This window comes from Methylomicrobium lacus (assembly GCF_041897535.1).
Classification (GTDB): Bacteria; Pseudomonadota; Gammaproteobacteria; order Methylococcales; family Methylomonadaceae; genus Methylomicrobium; species Methylomicrobium lacus_A.
Genome location: NZ_CP169217.1, coordinates 377438 through 396585, shown reverse-complemented (window position 1 = coordinate 396585; position 19148 = coordinate 377438). Strand labels below are relative to the sequence as shown.

Below are 19148 nucleotides of genomic sequence, written 5' to 3'. Positions count from 1 at the left end.
GCTCCCACGAGGGCCTACATTACGCGAGGTTGGCTAATTCCTCAGCGGTTTTCCGGTCTTCAGCATGTGGTCGAGCCTGGCCAGCGTGCCCGGCTGTTTGACCAGTTCGACGAAGGCTTCGCATTCGAGCGCGAGGACGGCCTCTTCGGTCAGAGGCTGGGTGATATCCGTATCGCCGCCGCTCAGCACCCTAGCCAATTGGCCGAGCACCACGAGATCGTAGTCGGTGGCCTTGCCGAGCACATGGTAGGCCTTGACGCCCATGTTCAGCATCACCCGGGCGGTTTTGCCGGGCAACGGATACACGGCCGGCTGCGGCGCGGCATAGTTTTCGGCCAACGCCAACGCCTTCGCTTTCGCATCGGAGAGCAGGCGCAGTTTGTTCATCGTGATGCCGTCGTTCCTGCCCAGATAGAGCAATTCTTTCGCCTCGATCGCCGATTTCGACACGGTCGCGAGGCTGATCGTCTGAAACGCCTTCACGACCGGCGGAATCGGGCCACCCGGCCTTTTCGGCAAGGTCAGCCAGCGGCGTAGATATTCCTTGCAGCCGCCCCAGCCCGGAATCAGGCCGACGCCGACTTCGACCAGCCCCATGTAAAGCTCGGCATGGGCCTGGATCGCATCGCAGTGCAGCAGGATTTCGCAGCCGCCTCCGAGCGCCAGGCCGCTGGGAGCTGCGACGACCGGAAACGGCGCGTATTTCAAGGCCAGATAGGTCTGCTGGCCGGTCGTGATCAACCGGGCGACGCCGGCCCAGTCGTTGTGATCAATCGCGTGCATCAACAGGCCCAGATTCGCGCCGGCCGAGAAATTCTCGCCTTCGTTGTGTATCACCAGCGCCTTGAACCCGCCTTGCACCTTGTCGATGCTTTGCCGGATCAATTCCATGATCTCCATGTCGAGCGTGTTCATCTTGCTGTGGAATTCGAGACAGGCGACGCCGTCGCCCGCATCCCAGAGGCTGGCCGAACGGTTCTGCAACACCGGCGCGCCGCGCAGTTTGACGTCGGAGAGCAACTCGACTCCTTCGGCTCGCTTCACCGGATGATAAGCGCCGTCAAAACCGGTGCAATGCAGTTTGCCGGCCTCGGCTTTGTAGAGCGGTTGTTTACTTGCCAACAGCGCCGGCGCCGGCAGCTTTTCGGACTGCAGTTTGTCGACGAACCCCGCGACGCCGATCCGATCGAGCAATTCGAACGGGCCGAATTTCCAGTTATAGCCGTCGCGCATCGCCGCATCGATCGCGGTGATGTCGTCGCTGATTTCGGGCGCGAGGCTCGCCGCATAACCGAGCGTCTTCGCCATCACCCGCCAGGCAAAGACAGCGGCCGGATCGGCGCTCGATAAGAGAGCCTGGAAGCCTTGTTTTTGCGCTTCGACCAGCGCGCTCAAGTCGGGCTTCTGGGAAGGCGCGTAATTTCCAGTTTTCAGATCGATCGATTCCTTGACCTTGCCGCCATCCTGCTTGTTCAGGCGGTAGAAGCCGCCTTTGCCCTTGCGGCCGGTATAGCCCTCCGAGATCATCTTTTGCACGAGAGACGGCAACGCGCCGAGCCGATGAAAGGCATCGTCCGGCGGCAGGGCCTGGGTCATGCTGGTCAGGATGTGTGGAATCAGGTCGAGGCCGACCAGATCGAGCAGGCCGAAGATGCCGGTTTTCGGAATCCCGAAAGGCAGCGAGATCGCCGCATCGGCCTGTTCGACGGTCAATCCCAGCTCGATTGCTTCATGCAGGCCGCAAAGCGTCCAGTAGATGCCGATCCGGTTGCCGATGAAGCCGGGGGTGTCGTGGCAGGTGACGCAGTTTTTGCCGAGACTCTGATCGGCGAAGCGGCTGACCGCTGCGAGCACGTCAGGACGCGTATCCGGGCTCGAAACCAGTTCCAAAAGGCGCATGTAGCGCGGCGGATTGAAAAAATGGCTGATCAGAAAACGCTGCCGGAAGCTTGCGGGCAGGTCCTTGACCAAGAGGCTGAGGGGCAGGGTGGAGGTGTTCGTGGATATGATGCAGTCGGGCCGGCATACCGCATCGAGTTTTTGATACAGCGATTTTTTGATGCCAGGATGTTCGACCACCGCCTCGATTACCCAGTCTACCTCGGCCAGTTTCGCCAGATCGTCCTCGATATTGCCCGGCGTGATCAATCGCACATTGTCCTTGTGCATGAACGGGGCGGGGTCGGCCTTCAGCAGTTTTTCGATCGCGGCTTTCGCGATCACCGAGCGATCCCCGGCATTTTCCGGCACGATGTCTAGCAGCATCACCTTGCAGCCGGCATTCGCGATATGGGCGGCGATGCTGGCGCCCATCACGCCGGCGCCGATCACGGCAACCTGTTGAATGTTCATCTGATCGCCTCCAGTATCGTCGCGATGCCTTGGCCGCCGCCGATGCATTGGGTCGCGAGCGCATAGCGCTTGCCTTCGCGATACAAAAGGCTGGCCGCCTTGCCGGTGATCCGGGCGCCGGTCGCGCCGAGCGGGTGACCCAAGGCGATCGCGCCGCCGTCAATATTGACCTTGTGCATCGGCACCGGCATCGCTTTCAGAACCGCCAGCGCCTGGGCGGCGAAGGCTTCGTTCAGTTCGACGATGTCGATGTCGTCGAGATCGAGCCGCGCGCGCTGCAGGGCTTTATGGGTGGCGGAAACCGGGCCGATGCCCATGATTTCGGGCGCGCATCCCGACACTGCGATCGCTTTGATGCGCGCGAATTTCGGCAGATCGTGCGCATCGGCGTACTCTTCGTTGCAAACCAGCACCGCCGCCGCGCCGTCGGTCAACGGCGATGACGTGCCGGCGGTGACGGTGCCGTTGGCCTGAAATGCCGGCGCCAATTGCGCCAGGGATGCCGCATTCGAATCGGGGCGCAGGCAGCCGTCCTGATCGACAGGGCCGAGCGGCGTCGTGATCGGAATGATCTCATCGGCAAAAAGATTTTGCAGTTGCGCGGTATAGGTTTTTTGCTGGCTCAACAGCGCGAAGGCTTCCTGTTCTTCGCGCGAAAGATGGTATTGCCTGGCCAGATTCTCGGCCGTATCGCCCATGCTGATATAAGCCTCCGGATATTTTTCATAGAGAACTGGATTCGGCATGTAGTTGAAACCGCCCATCGGTATCCTGGTCATCGATTCGACGCCCGCGCAGATGAAGGCTTCGCCGGCATTCAGTTGAATCGCGCCGGCGGCGATATGGATCGCCTGCATCGACGAGCCGCAGAAACGGTTGACCGTTGCGCCGGCCACGGTGACCGGCAGTCCGGCCAGTTGCCCGATCAGCCGGGCGACATTCATGCCTTGTTCGCCCTCGGGAAAGGCGCAGCCCAGAAGCAGATCTTCGATGTCGTGGGGGTCGATGCCGGTTTTGGCGATCAATCCCTTAATCACCTGGGCGGCAATGTCGTCGGGCCTGACTCTTGCCAGAAAACCCTTGTTTGCCGGGGTAAATGGCGACCGGCAATAGCCGGAGATAACCACATTTTTCATAAACCTGACTCCTGTTTCATTCATGAGATTGCTTTGCGGCCGGGCGAAGACACGGCGGCAAAAAGGGTAGGGCACGGAATGGGTTGATAGGCGCTATGCGGTTTTTTGCTCGCTAACTCCTGCTTTGTGCTGTTCGACTGATTGGGCGGGTGTTTGTTTCATTCACGCAATGGCGGATGAATTCATCGTTAAGATGCCAGGCGCCGTCGATATTTTCCATGATCACGCCATGGCGGTCGGACTTCAATATCTTCAACTGTTTATCCGGCGTTCTCAGTTTATTCATCAATTCCGGCGCGCTTTTGACCGAAACGACCGGGTCGTGATCGCCCTGCATCAATAAGACCGGCAGTTTGATCTTGGGCAGGAACTCGTCCATTTGTTGGATCAACAGCCGCAGTTCGTACAAGCCTCTGACCGGCACATGCCGGTAATTGACGCGAGGATGTTCGGAGATATTCTCAAAAAACGGTTTGACGCCTTCATAAGAGGATACCCAGTCCACGAATCTGTTCGTGCCGTGCAAGAGCGGCACCAGCATGAAGGACGAATTGATGAATTTTAGCGGCACCGCGGCGGCGCTGACGCCGAGGATTTCCGGATGATTTTCGGCGGCGAGTTTCAGCGCTAGCGCACCGCCGGTCGAAAAGCCGGTCACCACGATTTGCCGGCAATGCGCCTTAAGAATTTCGAAGCCTTGCCTGACCGATGCGTACCAGTCTTCCCGGCTTTGGTCGCGCAACGCATAAGGCGACGAGCCGTGCCCTTTCAGCCTGACGCCCATGACCGTATAGCCCTGCTGCGCGAGGTGATCGCCATAGCCTTTCATTTCGGCCGGGCTGGCGAGCAGGCCATGAATCAGCAATACGCCGATGCCGTTGTCCTCGACCGGTTGCAGAAAAAACGGCGACGGGTCTTCGGAGGCGGTTTCGTGGTCGTTTATGTCATCGTAAATCGGTTTGGTGTAGTTGTGCAGTTCCCATTTCAGATCCATCAGTTCGTCTTCGAATTGCCAGGCGGCGATGGCTTCCGGAGCGATCGTATCGCACTCGTCCAGCGCCTTGATCATTGTCTTGCTGACCGCGGCGATCGGTTCGGCTTCGTTGTGGTAAACTGCGATCAGGTTTTCGAGCCGGATCAGATCGAAATCATGTTCCTCGAGCAGTTTCGGTAAAAATCGGTAATAATCGCGGTCTTCCTCGATCAAATCGGTAGATTTGGCGATTTCGATGAAATGTTCGAAGCTTTTGTTGGTGCCGATTTGCAGATTACTGTAATAATTCGGATTCAAAAGGCTCCGGTGCAGATGAATCGACGTATTTTTCTGTAACGTTTTTACGCCGATATAGAGCGCGTTATAAAAAAACTGCCGCTCGAGCGACCGCATGCCGTTTTCAATGCAATGCATGATCAAGGTCGAGGCCAGATGGCTCAGATTGATCGTGACGTTCTCGTAGATCTCCTCCATGTACTGGTTGCGCGTTTCATTCGCGCTCTTTTTCAAATATGCCCCGAGCAACTTGTGTTTCCAGTTTTTCGGCCTGCTCGGCAGCGCAAAAATATCGTCGAGCGAATCCAGTTCGGGCGCGACCTTTTTTTGCAGCAAGCGGGTGCGCCAGTCCCAAGTAGCCAGCGGATTGACCGTTTCGCCCATCCGGATATCCATGTCGGTATTGCGGAAGATGATATTGCCTTCGACCAAAAGCTCCTCGGTCTGGCGCATCGACAGGCCGTTCGAAAACAATTCGACACTGGTCAGTAGCAAGTTTTCGGAAGAGCGGATCGGGTAAAAAGTGATATTGGCAGGGACGATCAGTGTCGGCTTCAGCGCGGAGGTCAAGAGCTGATCGAGGCTGTCGAGTTTCAGTTCTTCCTTCCAGCGCAGCAGCTGCGCGTGATTCTTGTTTTGGTAGGCGGTGCGGACCATGTCCTTGAAAATCTCCACGCCCTGCGCCAATACCGCGGCGCCGGTGTGATGCTTGCGGCGTTCGCCGGTAATTCTGGAATACACGCTGTAATGGCCCTTCACGTCCATCACCCGGTGGTCCTTGACCATGCCGCCTTCCGGAAAGATGATCACCTTGCGGCCGCGCAGAATCTGCGCGGCCAGCAATTGAAACAAGCGCGGGTGATTATGAGGAAACACGCCGACATTGCCCAGATAGCGGGCCAACACATTGTCTTCCTTGAAAAACTCACCGGAGGCGATCGCGCAGCAATAAGCGCCGGACTGTTCGAAGATCAAAAATTGCGGGATGAAGGTTTCGAAACGCGAAAAATGATTGAACAGGAAGATGTCGCCCTTTTCGACCTGTTCATCCGCGTGCAGCTTCATTTTGACGCTGAGCAATTTACGCACTTGATTGAAAATCTTGACCGACCGGTAGTAAAGTCCGGTGTCGATGTCGTTCCAGTTTTCAGGGTAGGACGGTTTGCTCATGGCTTTGCACCTTGTTATTCCGGCGGCGACAATTCCAGTAATCGCCGCGATCGGTTCACGACCGGCGCGGGGCCAGAGTTATCGTTTTGGCGGCCCAAGTCGTTGCCGCCCTGCGTAACCGGCGGCAATCCTGTGTCAGTGCCGGTGGGGGGGGAGGCTTGCGGGGCGCTGACCGGATTTTGCGTACTTTCGGTATTGCCGGTGAGGAGTTCGTCTATGTCGACCTCGTCGTCTTTCTGTTCCGGCGGGTTGCCGTCATAAACCAGATATTCGCGGTTTTGCTGGTAGGCATTTTTGATGAAATCGTAACGGTCGACCGAGGCTTCATCGACAATTTTTTCGGAAGTCAGCAAATCGGCGCGGGTATCGGTGACCTCAACCGCTTTCGCTCCGGTAATCGCCGCACCGACCGCGGCGCTGCTTCCGAACGAGATATAAGTCAAGGGATTCAGCAAGGCATCGCCGAGCAGGCCGACCGCATCGCGCGGCGAACTCGGGCCTAACAACGGCAATACCAGATAATTGCCGGAAGGCACGCCCCAGAAACCCAGGGTCTGGCCAAAGTCTTCATTGTGTTTGGGCAGATCCAGCCTGGATGCGACATCGATAAATCCGCCGACGCCGGCGGTCGTATTGATCAGGAAACGGCTGAGGTCCATGCCGCCTTGCAGCATTTTGAGCTGGAACAAATCGTTCAGCGTGACGCCGATATCGGTGATGTTGCCGAAAAAGTTGGTGATCCCTTGATCGACCGGTTCCGGCACATATTTTTGATAACCCTTCGCGACCGGTTTGATCACCGCCTTGTCCAGACTGTCGTTAAAGCCGTGAACGCTGCGGTTCCAGCCCTCCCACTCATCCTTGGGTTGGGTCGGTTCGGAGGCGCAGCCGCCCAGCAAGATGCCAATGACCAGATTGCCGAGCAGCACGGAATTCAACATCAATTTGTTTTGAAACATAAATTCTCTTATTGTGCGTATTATTTTGATTGATGCATTTTAACTCAGTATAGCGCTTTAGCGGCAATCGAAAACGCGTATTGCACCATTTCAATGCTAAAATTTTTCCCACTCATAGATTTTTACTGCCGGAGCATCATGGGGCCTCATTATCTCAGCCGTTTTTTCTCACCCCGATCGGTCGCGATTGTCGGCGCCTCGGAGCGCCCGGACAGTGTCGGCCACCGACTCTTGCTGAACATGCAGGAGGCGGGGTTCAAGGGCGGCATTTTTCCGGTCAACCTGAAACACGAAATCTTGCTCGGCTATAAGGTTTACCGAGACATCAATTCGATTCCGGAAGATCTCGATCTGGCCGTGATTGCGGTCCCGGCGGCCGCGGTGCCGGCCGTCATGCGGCAATGCGGTGAAAAAGGCGTCAGTAGCGTGATCATCATCAGCGCCGGCTTTGGTGAGCTGGGCGCGGAAGGCAAGCGCCTGCAGGATGAGATTCTGGACATTGCGCACCGCTACGGCATCCGGATAATCGGCCCGAATTGCCTCGGCGTGATTCGCCCGAGCGGCCATTTTAATGCGACCTTCGGCGAGGGCCCGGTCAAGGACGGCAATCTGGCGCTGTTGTCGCAATCGGGCGCGGTCTGCACCGCGATTCTGGACTGGGCGCAAGCCAACGACATCGGCTTTTCGACGGTCGTGTCGATGGGCGGCGCGGCCGACATCGATTTCGGCGAAGTGCTGGATTATCTGGCGCTGGATACCAAAACCACCGGCATCCTGATGTATGTCGAAGGCATCCGCGACGCGCGCCGCTTTCTGAGCGGACTTCGGGTCGCGGCGCGTCTGAAGCCGGTGATTCTGATCAAGTCCGGTCGCCATGAGGCTGGTTGCAAGGCCGCGATGTCGCACACCGGCGCGATGGTCGGCGGCGACGATGTGTTCGATGCGGCGATCGAGCGGGCCGGCGTGGTCAGGGTTTACAGCATCGCCGAACTGTTCTCGGCCGCGCGCATACTGGCGAACAATTATCTGGTCAAACAGGCGCGTTTGGCGATCATCACCAACGCCGGCGGACCCGGCGTGATGAGCACCGACCGCGCCGGCGATGTCGGCGTGACCATGGCCGAACTTAGCCCGGCGAGTATCGATGCCTTGAACCAGGCGCTGCCGGCGCACTGGTCGCACGGCAATCCGATCGACATTCTCGGCGATGCGACCGCCGAGCGCTATCGGAAGGCGCTCGAAGTCTGCTTGCAGGATCCGAATGTGGACGGCGTGCTGGTGATTCTGACGCCGCAGGCGATGACGCATCCGACGCAAATCGCGCAATGCGTGATCGAGGCGGCCAAAACCTGCAGCAAGCCGGTGCTCGCTTCCTGGACCGGCGGCGCCAAGGTCAAGGAGGGCAGGGCGCTGTTTGAAAACAGCCGGGTCGCGCATTTCGACACGCCCGAAGTCGCGGTCGATGCGTTTTCGTTTCTGGCGACCTATCACCACAATCAGATCCTGCTCAAACAGATTCCTTCAGTTTCCGAAGAACTGCGCGCGCCGGATGTGGAAGGCGCGCGCCTGATCATCGAGCGGGTCTTGTCCGAAGGACGGCAGGTGTTGACGACCCAGGAATCGAAAGCGATTCTGGCCGCGTTCCACATTCCGGTTACGCAAACGATCAAGGTCTCCAACGCGAAGGACGCGATGATCGCGGCCGAGTCGATGGGCTTCCCGGTCGTATTGAAGGTGAACATGGCCGAGTTCAGCCATAAAACCGACATCGGCGGCGTCAGGCTGAACATACGCAGTGTGCAGGAAGTATCGCACCTTTATGCCGAAATGGAAGCAGCGATTCGCAAGAAGCATCCGGAAGTCAGCGACATCGTGATGACGGTCGAGCCGATGTACGGCTCGCAGAGCGGCCGCGAATTGATGCTCGGCGTGATTCGCGATCCGGTGTTTGGGCCGGCGATCAGTTTTGGCCTGGGCGGCACCCTGGTCGAAATCTTACGCGACAAGGCGGTCGCGCTGCCGCCGTTGAATGCCTACATGGCCGAGCAGATCATCGCGAAAACGAAGGCCGCGAAATATCTGGCCGCATTCCGGCAATTGCCGCCCGCGCACGGCAAAGCACTGGTCGAAGTCTTGTTGAATATTTCGGTGATGGTCAGCGAACTGCCGGAAATCCTCGAACTCGACATCAATCCGTTGATTGCGGACGAAAACGGTGTGATGGCGGTCGATGCCCGAATCAAGGCGCAACTCTCGCATCAATTGATGCCGTATGCGCACATGGCGATTCATCCTTATCCGCATGAATGGGTCGAGCATTACCAACTGGCCAACGGCATGGGCATCACGATCCGGCCGATTCGTCCGGAAGACGGCGATCTGGAAAAGGATTTCGTGCACCGCCTGTCAGGACGCAGCAAATATTTCCGGTTCATGCAGGCGCTGCAGGAACTGACGCCGGAAATGATCGTGCGTTTCACGCAGATAGACTACGACAGAGAAATGGCGTTTATCGCGGTTTCCGAGCAAGATACCCCGCCAAAGGAATACGGCGTCGGCCGCTACATCGTGAACCCGGACGGCCAGTCGGTCGAATTTGCCTTGGTCGTATCCGATGACTCCCAGTGCATGGGCATCGGCACCCGCCTGATGAAAACCCTGATGCGCACCGCCAAATTCAAAGGCATTGCGTTTATCGAAGGCGAAGTGTTAGCCGTGAACAAGCCGATGCTGTCATTCGTCAGCAAGCTCGGCTTCAGCATCGAAAAAATTCCCGGTGATAACGAGGTCGTGCGCGTGATCAAGGATTTACGGCAATAAGAGGTCTGTCAGGTAGGATGCCGTCCTCCCTCTCCATATCAAGGAGAGGGCCGGGGTGAGGTTGAAAACAATGGGATTGCTTTGCCGGGGTGGAGGCCTTTTATGCCTCCACTCAGGTTGCTTGTTGAGTTTTTACTTCAAAACGACCGAATAACCTTTGTCAAAGGTCGGGATGTGCTGATCCAGCCAGGTTTTGACCATCTGGCCGACTTCTTCGGTGACTTCGGCTTGCCCTGCGTGAAACTTTTTCTGCAAATCCGCGCAGATGTTGACCAGCGCATCATGCTCCGCCTTATGCGCGGCAAAGCCCGCATAATTTGCCGCCGTCATTTCTTTTTCCTCATGCGCAAAATGATCGACCACATACGCGATCAAGTCATCGAGCTGCGAACCCACTGCCGAACGTTCGGCGCCCCCCGTCGCCAGGTCGTACAGTTTGTTCAACTTGCCGAACAAAATTTGGTGTTCTTCGTCAGCAAAGCCTACGTTGGTGCCGAATTGGGCTGCTGTCCAGGTAATTAAAGCCATGATATTTCTCCTCTGTTTTTTGTTATTATTAACCGCACAAATATTATGGTTTTGCTGGAGGCAAAAAGCAACAATTTTTTTATGGTTTTTATCCGGAGGAAGATTATCGCGTAAATTGGTCCGAGACGAATCCTGTTTATTTGCAGGGATAGCTCGGCAGCGGTTAATTCAGCTTGTTTGCAAATTTCGGCTCCAGCAGGTTGCATAACGTAGTTAAATTCAATGGCTTGACCAGATGATGATCGAAACCCGCCTCCTGCGAACGGGTTAAGTCCTCCGCCTGCCCATAGCCGCTTACTGCTATCAGCAGAAGATCGCTCCCATTGGGCAGGCGCCTGATGCATTGAGCCACTTGATAGCCATTCTCTCCGGGCATGCCAATGTCCAGCAGCACCACATCGGGATGAAATGTGTCGATCAGCGTTATGGCCTGCTTACCAGAATCAGCCATCTTGACTTCGTAGCCATTCAGCTCCAGAAGGAGGGCTGTACTCTTCCTTACGTCGGCATCATCGTCCACCACCAGCACCCGCATGCCGGCGTTAGGCGATGGCGTTGGGGTCTCGGAGACAGGACAGGGGGGCGCTTCGATAATCGTCGGTAACCGGACGCTGAAGGTGGAGCCAAGTCCAGCGCCAGGGCTTGATGCCGTTACCCGTCCGCCGTGCATTTCCACTAGCTGCTTGACTAAAGTCAGCCCGATGCCGAGTCCGCCCTGAGATCGCTCCAGGGTACGCGAGCCCTGTTGGAACAGGTCGAAAATCGTCGGCAACAGTTCCGCCGAGATACCCGTGCCGTTGTCCCGCACCTCGATCTCAACTTCGGCCCCGAGCAGTTGGACATTAACCTCGATTCGACCTTTTTCCAAAGAGTATTTGCTCGCATTGTCGAGTAGGTTAAGTAACACTTGAGACAGGCGTACGGAATCGGCCTCCAACAGTATCGGTTGTTCAGGCAGACGAACATCGAGATGTTGTTGTTTGGCCAAGATGAAGCCACGCGCCGTCTCCAAGACTGCCTTAATCACTTCTACAAGGTCGAGCCTTTCTTTCTTCAGTGAAATTTTTCCCTGCACGATACGGGAAACATCCAGTAGATCGTCCACAAGGTGCGTGAGGTGCTTCACTTGCCGCTTGATGATTTCGGTCGCCCAGCCGAGCCGCGGATCTTCCTGCTTCAGCCTATCCAAAATATGGGCGGCGTTGTTGATGGGAGTCAGCGGGTTTCTCAGTTCGTGAGCCAGCATGGCGAGGAATTCATCCTTACGCTGGCTGGCCTCGCGCAAGGCAGCCTTGACCTGTTTGCTAGCTGAGATATCACGGCTCACGGTGGCAAAACCGGCTGGCTCGCCGGTGCTGTCTTTAATGAAGAACACGTTGTAGAGCATCCAGATCTCGGCGCCGCTCTTGAAATGACGGAACCTGATTTCCACATCAGCATGACCCTCGCGTACAACGCGCGGGAAGAATTCATCCAGGATGAAGCGCTGATCTTCGGGGAAGAAAAATTCCTGGACCGGCGTTCGAACGCCCTGCTCCAGGCTGTCGAGGCCGACCAGGCGCATACCGGCTTCGTTGATGTAGAAGGGGGCAAGGTTCATGTCGCACATGCCGATGAACTCCATGCTGTTGTCGGCCAGCGAAACGAACTTTTGCCGTTCGAGCTCAATGTGCTTGCGCTCGGTAATGTCGCGCAGGGCGATGACGTAGCCGGGTTGCCCGTCCCATTCCAGCGGCGCGGAACGCATTTCTGCCCAGGCGAGGCCATTCGGACGGATCAGATTAATGTCCTGATAACTATTTTTATCAGGATTGACTGGAATCGCCAGCGATTGACCGACTATCGGGCTGCGTGCCAGCAGTTTTTCGGCAGCTTGGTTGGCATAGAGCACAACGCCCTGACTATCTACCACCAACACGCCGTCGGTGATAGTGCCGAGAACCAGGTCGAGCTTGGAACGATGAGTGGTCATGGTCGATAAGTTTGTTAAACGATGATGGTTTGTACGCCGACTCCTTTAGCCTCGGTGGTAATGGCCGCGATGACTGAAGGCACCCGCGACAGGTCGCCGAGCAGTTTCAGCACGGGTTCCGGCACATCGCGCACCAGCATCGGCGTTGCAAACACGTCTTTTTCCAGCGCTTTTTCCGGCATGCCCAGTACTTCGACGACATCTAAAACCCAGTGTCCGGGCTCGTAAAGTTTGGCGAGCGCAACGGTAATCTGTTCGACCAGACGGCGGGTTTCGCTGTTCAACGAGACCACGTAGAGGGTTAGAACCAGTTTGTGCGGCGTTGCGCGCCGTGCTTCCTGAGGAAGGGCGTTACGGGCAATCTGGGCGATATTACGAATTTGGTCGGAAGACAGCGGCTTGCTGGCCAGTTCGAACTCAACCCCTTCCTCATGGATGACTTTCAGTTGCTCCATATATTCGGTGGCAAAGGCGGTGACGATATAAATATTCAGCGTTTCGTCAGTGGCTTTCAGACGGCGCAAGGTTTCCACGCCATCCATGCCGGGCATGCGCAGGTCGAGAAAAATCAGGTCTGGACGTTCGGCGAGGGCCATTTCAATGCCTTGCAAACCGTTCTCGGCTTCGCGAACCGAGAAGTTGTCATTTTCCAGAATCAGTTTGAAAGCGCTGCGTACCGCAGGGTCGTCGTCTATTACCAGAATTTTGCTTGCCATATAGCGTGTCTCTTGTGTATTGGAATTTAAATGCTCAAGCATGGGGAAATCTTAGCCGCAAACAAAGCCGCCGTGTCCAAGTCGTGTGTAGTGGGGATTTGAAGGCTCAACCGCGGGGGAATCGTAGTCGCATGCAGCAGCCGTGTCCATGTAAACTCTCTACCTGTATATTGCCTCCGATATCCTGAACCAGACGACGGATAACCGACAAGCCCAGACCGGTCCCTTTTCCAGGAGGTTTGGTGGTAAAAAACGGATCGAAAATTTTGGGTTGCACATCTTGCGGGATGCCGGGGCCATTATCGATTACGCTCAATTCTAACATCCCCTCGATAGGCCTAACGATGATTTTGATTTGTGGTTGCCGGACGTCGGCTAGCGCGTCGCGGGCGTTAAGGAGTAGATTGACCAGAATCTGCTGCAAACTGTCGGCGCTACAGCGGATGGCCGGCAGATCATCGGCGGCATCGACCTCGACAGCGATGCTGTCTTTGCTCAATTCGCCTTCCAGCAGCAACAGCGTTTGCTTGATTACCTCCGCAAGCTTGCTGTTGCCGCTTGGGGTCGACCGGGTGTGGACAAATACCAGCATGTTGCTGACAATCTTCTTGATGCGGTGGATTTGCTGTAGCGCCTGATCGAGAATCTCCTTTGATTTTTTATCGGTGCTTCTGTCCGCGGCGAATTCGACAAAATTCATCACTCCCATAAGCGGGTTGTTGATCTCATGCGCCACACCGCCGACCAGCGTCCCCAATGCCGAAAGTTTTTCCATCTGTAGCATGTGTTCCTGGTTTTTTTGGAGTTGTATGTAGGCCAGTCGGGTTTGTTCCAGGAGGCGGGCGTTTTCCAAGGAAATCGCAGCCTGGGCGGTCAATAGTTCGGTCATATCGGTTTTTTCGGCAGTAAAGACACCGGCAGACAGCCGATTCTCCAGATAGAGCAGGCCGATCAGCTCGTTTTGTTTGATGATCGGCAGGCACAGTACCGACCGCAGCCTGAGTGCCTGTACATCCGGGGTACTCTGAAACTCGCCTTCGGTCATCGCATCATGCAGTAACACTTTTTTACGCGTGCGCAGCACGTAATTGACGATGGCTCGGCTGATGCTGCCGTGGGATTGGTTAAGGCTGAGAGACTGGTGGTTGATGATATGTTTTTTGCCGACATGGCTTTCGGCCGCGACCCGCAGTTCATCCGTCTCCTTGATCAACAGGTAGCCGTGCTGAGCACCCGAGCTTTCCAGCACCACGCTCATGATTTTTTGCATGAGCCGATTCAGATCGACTTCTGCCGACAAGGCCAGCGCCGATTTCATCAGATAATTGAAGTCAAGATTCGGCAGAGTCGCCGGCGCGTCGTGGGCAACGGTCTTTTCGGTGCGAACTGTGTTATCAGGGGCAGTGTAAGGGTGACGCTGCTGCAACAGTGCGTTTTTGCGATCGGCGCGGCACAACCGGTACATGTGGCGTGCCGCACCGTAATAAAGTTCGGCATCGCCTAGATTTCCGACGGCCATCACCTCGGCCAAGGCTTCATATAAATGACCGGTGAGCAGGACGTAGTTTTGTGCCTGGGCGATCGCGATAGCATCCAAATACAAGTTACGGGCGTCGCGCATTTGGTTTTGAGCGCGGGCGATCTCGGCATGAATAAAGGCTAGAAAGGGTTTCAGCAGCGGCCCGAGACGGGCCCAGGTTTCCAGTTCGGCCAAGAGCGGTGCGATTTCCGCTTCAAGCGCCGGCCAGTCGGCGCCCTCCGGCCAACGCAGGCGATTGACGATACGGAAGGCATACCAGAGGCGTTTCAGTACGTTATCGGTCAGACCGTGCAGATAGCGTTCCACCGTTTGCAAAGACACGGCCGCCGCCGCGTAATCGCCCAGATAATGCTGAGCGAAACCCAGCAGGGCAAAATAACTTCCGGAAGTGGCGACATAATTGTCGGCTTCCCAGCGTACCAGTGTTTCGGTCATATCCACCGGCTGGTAATCGGGTTTCATCGGTGCCACCCAGCCGGCCAGCACGGCTTCGGCAAGGCCGACCGAAAAAGACAGCTGGTTCTTGCGAGAGAAGTGCAGGCATTCTTCGGCAGCTTCTTCAACCAGACGCAGATTTTTGCCCTGTACCTGCAAATTCCACATCAACGGTCCATAGGACAGGCCGGCGTTATATAAATCGCCGCAATTCTTGCCGCACTGTATGGCTTTGTGGCAGTAATCGGCGATCTCGGCCGGATGACTGCGCGAATGCATATTGCACCAGACAATGCCATTCATGCCTCGGGTAGCGCCGAAGGTGTTGGGATGTTTTGCACAGAGGTCGTGGGCCATATCCTGGTACAGGAATGCCTGCTCGAACCTGCCCTGTTCGCCGAGGTTGAGGCCCATGATCGAAAACGAATAAATCACTGATTCGTCCATGCCGCCGTGCAGGCAATGCAAGGTAGATTGCGCCGCTGACAGATACAGCTGCGGCACCAGTCCGGACATATAGAGGTCGGGGATTAGCTCGCTGTAGAATGCCAGCTCGATCTTGCTTTTGCGGTCCTGGGTAAAAGGCATATGCAAAATAGTCGACCAGACATCCTCTTGCTGTTCGATTTCCGCCATTAAAGACAACATCTGCTGTTTGGCAATCTCGGGTTGTTCGGGAATTGACTTGTCGAAATAGGCAAGGCCGCGGTTGGCGGTCGCTATGGCCTTGTTGAAATTGCCGAATGAGGACAATGACGTGGTCTGTTCCGCCAGGGCTTCGGCTTTGTCCAGATCGCTGACGGCATGTTCGATGAGATAGTTGATCAGCACTTCCGATCTTTCGTAACGGCCACACATCAGCTCGGTCTTGGCCAGACGCTGGTAAATGCGAAAAGTCAGATCGTAAGCCTGGTGCCAGCAATCGTCCGGCAGATAGTCGTGGGCTTTCTGAAAAAAATCATTGGCGGCATCGCCGGCCAGGGCATCCAGTGCCTTGTTGCCGGCATGGAAGTTGATATTGGCCAGCCGATACGCCAGTTCCTGATCCATGTCCGCCGGACGGCCCAGATTGAGGTGGGCGGCAATGGTAAACAGGTTGTCAAGGGTTTTCAGAGGGGTTCCTGCCGGCACCCCCTGCAGCAGTCGGTTGCCGATGCGCCAGTGGATGGCAGGCTTTACCCCGGGATCGACCTGGCGCAGCACCGCTTCCTGAACCCGATCGTGGACGAACTGCAGATCGGATTTGTTTTCCAGCAGCATGCCCAGGTTCAGTACCGGCTTCAGATCTTCAAACAGTTGTTCGATGCGGATATCCAGCACCAGTGCGACATCTTCGGCACTGAAACGGTTGCCCATACAGGCGCAGTGGTCGAGGATATACAGGGTTTTGAAGGGCAGCTTGCCCACCTTGGAACTGAACAATTCCACCACCGAGGTCGGCATCTGGGTGTCGCGAATCCGCTTGATGTCCCAGTGCCAGTGATGTTCGTCGTCGGTATTCAGCAATTCCTCGTTATACAGCCAGGCCAGGCTTTCGCTGACGAACAGCGGGTTGCCTTCGGTGAGGTGGGCGATAAATTCTGCCAGGTTGGCCGTGGCCTCCAGCGAGGAATCGAGGATATAGGCCACCATCTCGTGACAGTCGGCGTCGGTCAGGGCCTCTACGCGAACTTCCGCGAACGGGCTGTCGGTTTCCTGAATCCTGCGGATCAGCTTACTGAGCGGATGGCTGTTGTCGACTTCATTATGCCGATAGGCGCCCAGGAAAAACAGGAAGGGATGCTCGTGATGGTTGTCGAACAGGTTTTGCAGAAAATCGAATGTTGCGCTGTCGCACCATTGCAGGTCATCGATAAACAGCACCAGCGGATTGTCCTCGCTGGCCAGACAGGCCAGAAATCGGCCGAACAAGTTATTAAAACGGTTGCGGGCTTCCACTGGCGGCAGATGTGGCACTTCCGGCTGTCGGCCGATGATGAATTCCAGTTCCGGCAACACATCGATGATGACGCTGCCGTTGTTTTCCACGACATCGAGTATTTTGGCCCGCCACTGCCGAACCTGACTATCGCTTTCGGTCAAAAAGATGCAGATCAGATTGCGCAGGGCCTGAATCAGAGAACTGTAGGGGATGTTTTTCTGGTATTGGTCGAATTTGCCGGAGGTGAAGTAGCCGCGATTTTTGACGAGGGGTTTTTGCAACTCTTGAATGAGTCGGGTTTTGCCGATGCCAGACAGACCGGAAATAAATACCGAGCGAAATTTGCCGCTGATGACCTCATTGTATTGTTGTTGTATCAGTTGGCTTTCGGCCTGACGGCCCACCATTTTCGAAATAAAGATGACCCGGCGGCTGCGATCGTGCTGACCGACGGTAAATACCGATACGCTGCCCGTGTCGGCGTATTCTTGCTTGCATCGGCTCAGGTCGGCCAGCAAGCCCTGGGCGCTTTGATAACGCTTTTCCGGCTGTTTGACGGTGAGTTTGGCAATAATATCGGCCAAGGCTTGGGGAATCTGTGGCTTGAACTGATTGACTTTAGGCGTTTCCTCGGCCAGGTGCGAGTGAATCAGTTCCAGCGGATCACTGGAAAAAAACGGCAGCTGGCCGGTCAGTAATTCATAGAATACTATCCCTAATGAATACAAATCGGTGGAAAAATCGACTCTATAGTTGATGCGGCCAGTCTGTTCCGGCGAGGTGTAGGCCAAGGTGTGGCGTACAAATTCCGGGTCGTAGATAAAATGGCTGACATCACGAATGTCGAGCGGTGTGATGAAATCGGTCAGTCGCAGGGTCAGTGTCCCCGGTTGTAGCAGAATGTTGTGGGGCTTGATGCCGCCGTGGGTAATACCGGCATCGTGTACCGCTTGCAGCGTACCGGCCAGTGTGCAGGCCAGCGTAAAAAAATCGTTGAGATCGAGTTTGTCTTGCTGTTTCGTCCAACAATTCAGCGGTTGTCCGGCAAACCAGGGCTGAACGATAAAGTGCTGGGTGTCATAGGACTCCAGGGCGATCGGAGTAGAAACCCGCGGATCGTGCAGCACTTTTAGGCGTTCAATTTTCTGGCGCAAATGCCGGGACTGGTCGTCCCAGCTCGACAGCAGTTTCAGCAGTTTGATGATCAACGGCTGGTCAGGGACGTGTTTGTGGTAGCCCTTGAATACCACGGCCTGCAAGCTTTCTCCCAGTTTTTCGGTAACGATGTAGTTGCCCAGTTTAGGCGCGCTTTGCAGTTGATTTTCTTTTGTTGTTGTATCGATCAATTGAGATATGCTCTATCGAACGCAGGGTGATGCCGAGCATGGTAAAGTAAAATTCAGGCCAAAACCAGAGGATTCGCGAGGAGGTCTTAATAAGGGATGAGATTAAACAAACGTCAGAAATGTTTCATACGTCAGAAATGTTTCATAGGCTTTGCGAAGTAGCTGTCCGGCGGACGCCGGATTCAATTGCGTCAATAATGTCATTGCATTCAATCACATTATTCTCATTCGCCAAAATAAAGTCAGCCAACGCTGTAATTGCGAGCCAATTCGGCCGCTCACTCACAAAATTGAATGCCGCCAAAAATAACTCGGTCATTTTTATTTCCCTCAACTCATCACTGTCGATAAAGCACTCAAGATACTCGTTGACAATCTCCAAATCGGATGAGCCGCCATAATACTGCAGTGCATTGACATTCACCAATTCCGGGCTAATGGGTTCATTGTCACGCAGCGCGACATATCTAGCTTCGGCTAAAGGCCCAGCGAGTAGATTGATGATATCGGCTTCGAAGGCATGTTGATAAGTATGCTTTTGTGCAGGTGAAAAATCTTTGGTGGCCTCATCAAGCGATGAGGGCAGGGTATGAATTAAGCGACCGCCTACTACTTTAGCGATATAGTGAGCAGAGGCTTTGCCTAAAAAATCGGATGATTTAACTATATTATTCAACGGATTGATAAAAATCTGAAAACAAATCGGCGGCAGTCCTTTTTGCTGGTTACCAAGATAAATAGCGCTTGCATGTCCTGCTTCATGGATAGCTATTTTCCTGCTCACTTCTTGAAGGATTGGCTTGGTTGTATTTTTTAAATTGTGGTCACGGTTCATGGAGTATCCAATTAATAAAGTAAACGGCCGAAACAGCTGCCTGTATTATCAAAGGGAAAGATAAAACAAGATAAGTAATGAGTGATGTTTCAGAGCAAAATTAAACTCTTCAGAATTTTAAGTTGCTTTATTTGGGTGGGTTAATCAG

General features: G+C 55.2%; 10 protein-coding genes. 1 reads left to right on the top strand and 9 read right to left on the bottom strand.

The annotated features are described in order from the left end of the window. Nucleotides 1-33: 33 nt before the first annotated feature. The 4 genes from ACEPPP_RS01715 to ACEPPP_RS01700 all read right to left on the bottom strand — a co-directional run bounded on the left by ACEPPP_RS01715 (nucleotide 34) and on the right by ACEPPP_RS01700 (nucleotide 6887). The gene (locus ACEPPP_RS01715; protein WP_374089339.1) at nucleotides 34-2352 is read right to left on the bottom strand and encodes a 3-hydroxyacyl-CoA dehydrogenase NAD-binding domain-containing protein; all 2319 of its coding nucleotides are present in this window, start codon (nucleotides 2350-2352) and stop codon (nucleotides 34-36) included. Continuing rightward, nucleotides 2349-3488: an acetyl-CoA C-acyltransferase gene (locus tag ACEPPP_RS01710; RefSeq protein WP_374089338.1), complete on the bottom strand. Its 1140-nt coding sequence runs from the start codon at nucleotides 3486-3488 to the stop codon at nucleotides 2349-2351. Before ACEPPP_RS01710 ends, ACEPPP_RS01715 begins: the two co-directional genes overlap by 4 nt. Nucleotides 3489-3600: 112 nt before the next feature. Further along, complete coding sequence (locus ACEPPP_RS01705) at nucleotides 3601-5928, bottom strand: alpha/beta fold hydrolase (protein WP_374089337.1); 2328 nt, start codon at nucleotides 5926-5928, stop codon at nucleotides 3601-3603. 14 nt (nucleotides 5929-5942) lie between these two features. Continuing rightward, nucleotides 5943-6887 (bottom strand): VacJ family lipoprotein, encoded by a 945-nt coding sequence (locus ACEPPP_RS01700; RefSeq protein WP_374089336.1) that lies wholly within the window; start codon nucleotides 6885-6887, stop codon nucleotides 5943-5945. Nucleotides 6888-7025: 138 nt separating this feature from the next. On the opposite strand from ACEPPP_RS01700, the gene ACEPPP_RS01695 reads away from it, so the two are divergent. After that, nucleotides 7026-9707 (top strand): GNAT family N-acetyltransferase, encoded by a 2682-nt coding sequence (locus ACEPPP_RS01695; protein WP_374089335.1) that lies wholly within the window; start codon nucleotides 7026-7028, stop codon nucleotides 9705-9707. 132 nt (nucleotides 9708-9839) lie between these two features. Here the strand turns inward: ACEPPP_RS01695 and ACEPPP_RS01690 are convergent, their stop codons facing one another. The 5 genes from ACEPPP_RS01690 to ACEPPP_RS01670 all read right to left on the bottom strand — a co-directional run bounded on the left by ACEPPP_RS01690 (nucleotide 9840) and on the right by ACEPPP_RS01670 (nucleotide 19000). Then, nucleotides 9840-10235, bottom strand: coding sequence for a bacteriohemerythrin (locus tag ACEPPP_RS01690; RefSeq protein WP_374089334.1), 396 nt, complete (start codon nucleotides 10233-10235; stop codon nucleotides 9840-9842). 163 nt (nucleotides 10236-10398) lie between these two features. Next, the gene (locus ACEPPP_RS01685) at nucleotides 10399-12207 is read right to left on the bottom strand and encodes an ATP-binding protein (RefSeq protein WP_374089333.1); all 1809 of its coding nucleotides are present in this window, start codon (nucleotides 12205-12207) and stop codon (nucleotides 10399-10401) included. Nucleotides 12208-12221: 14 nt separating this feature from the next. After that, the gene (locus ACEPPP_RS01680) at nucleotides 12222-12923 is read right to left on the bottom strand and encodes a response regulator (RefSeq protein WP_374089332.1); all 702 of its coding nucleotides are present in this window, start codon (nucleotides 12921-12923) and stop codon (nucleotides 12222-12224) included. Between the two features lie 106 nt (nucleotides 12924-13029). Next, nucleotides 13030-18165 carry an AAA family ATPase gene (locus tag ACEPPP_RS01675; RefSeq protein WP_374089331.1) on the bottom strand — a complete coding sequence of 1712 codons (5136 nt, stop codon included), beginning with the start codon at nucleotides 18163-18165 and terminating at the stop codon, nucleotides 13030-13032. 142 nt (nucleotides 18166-18307) lie between these two features. Continuing rightward, a complete protein-coding gene (locus ACEPPP_RS01670; RefSeq protein ID WP_374089330.1) occupies nucleotides 18308-19000 on the bottom strand; it encodes a hypothetical protein in 693 nt (230 codons plus the stop codon). Nucleotides 19001-19148: the final 148 nt, after the last annotated feature.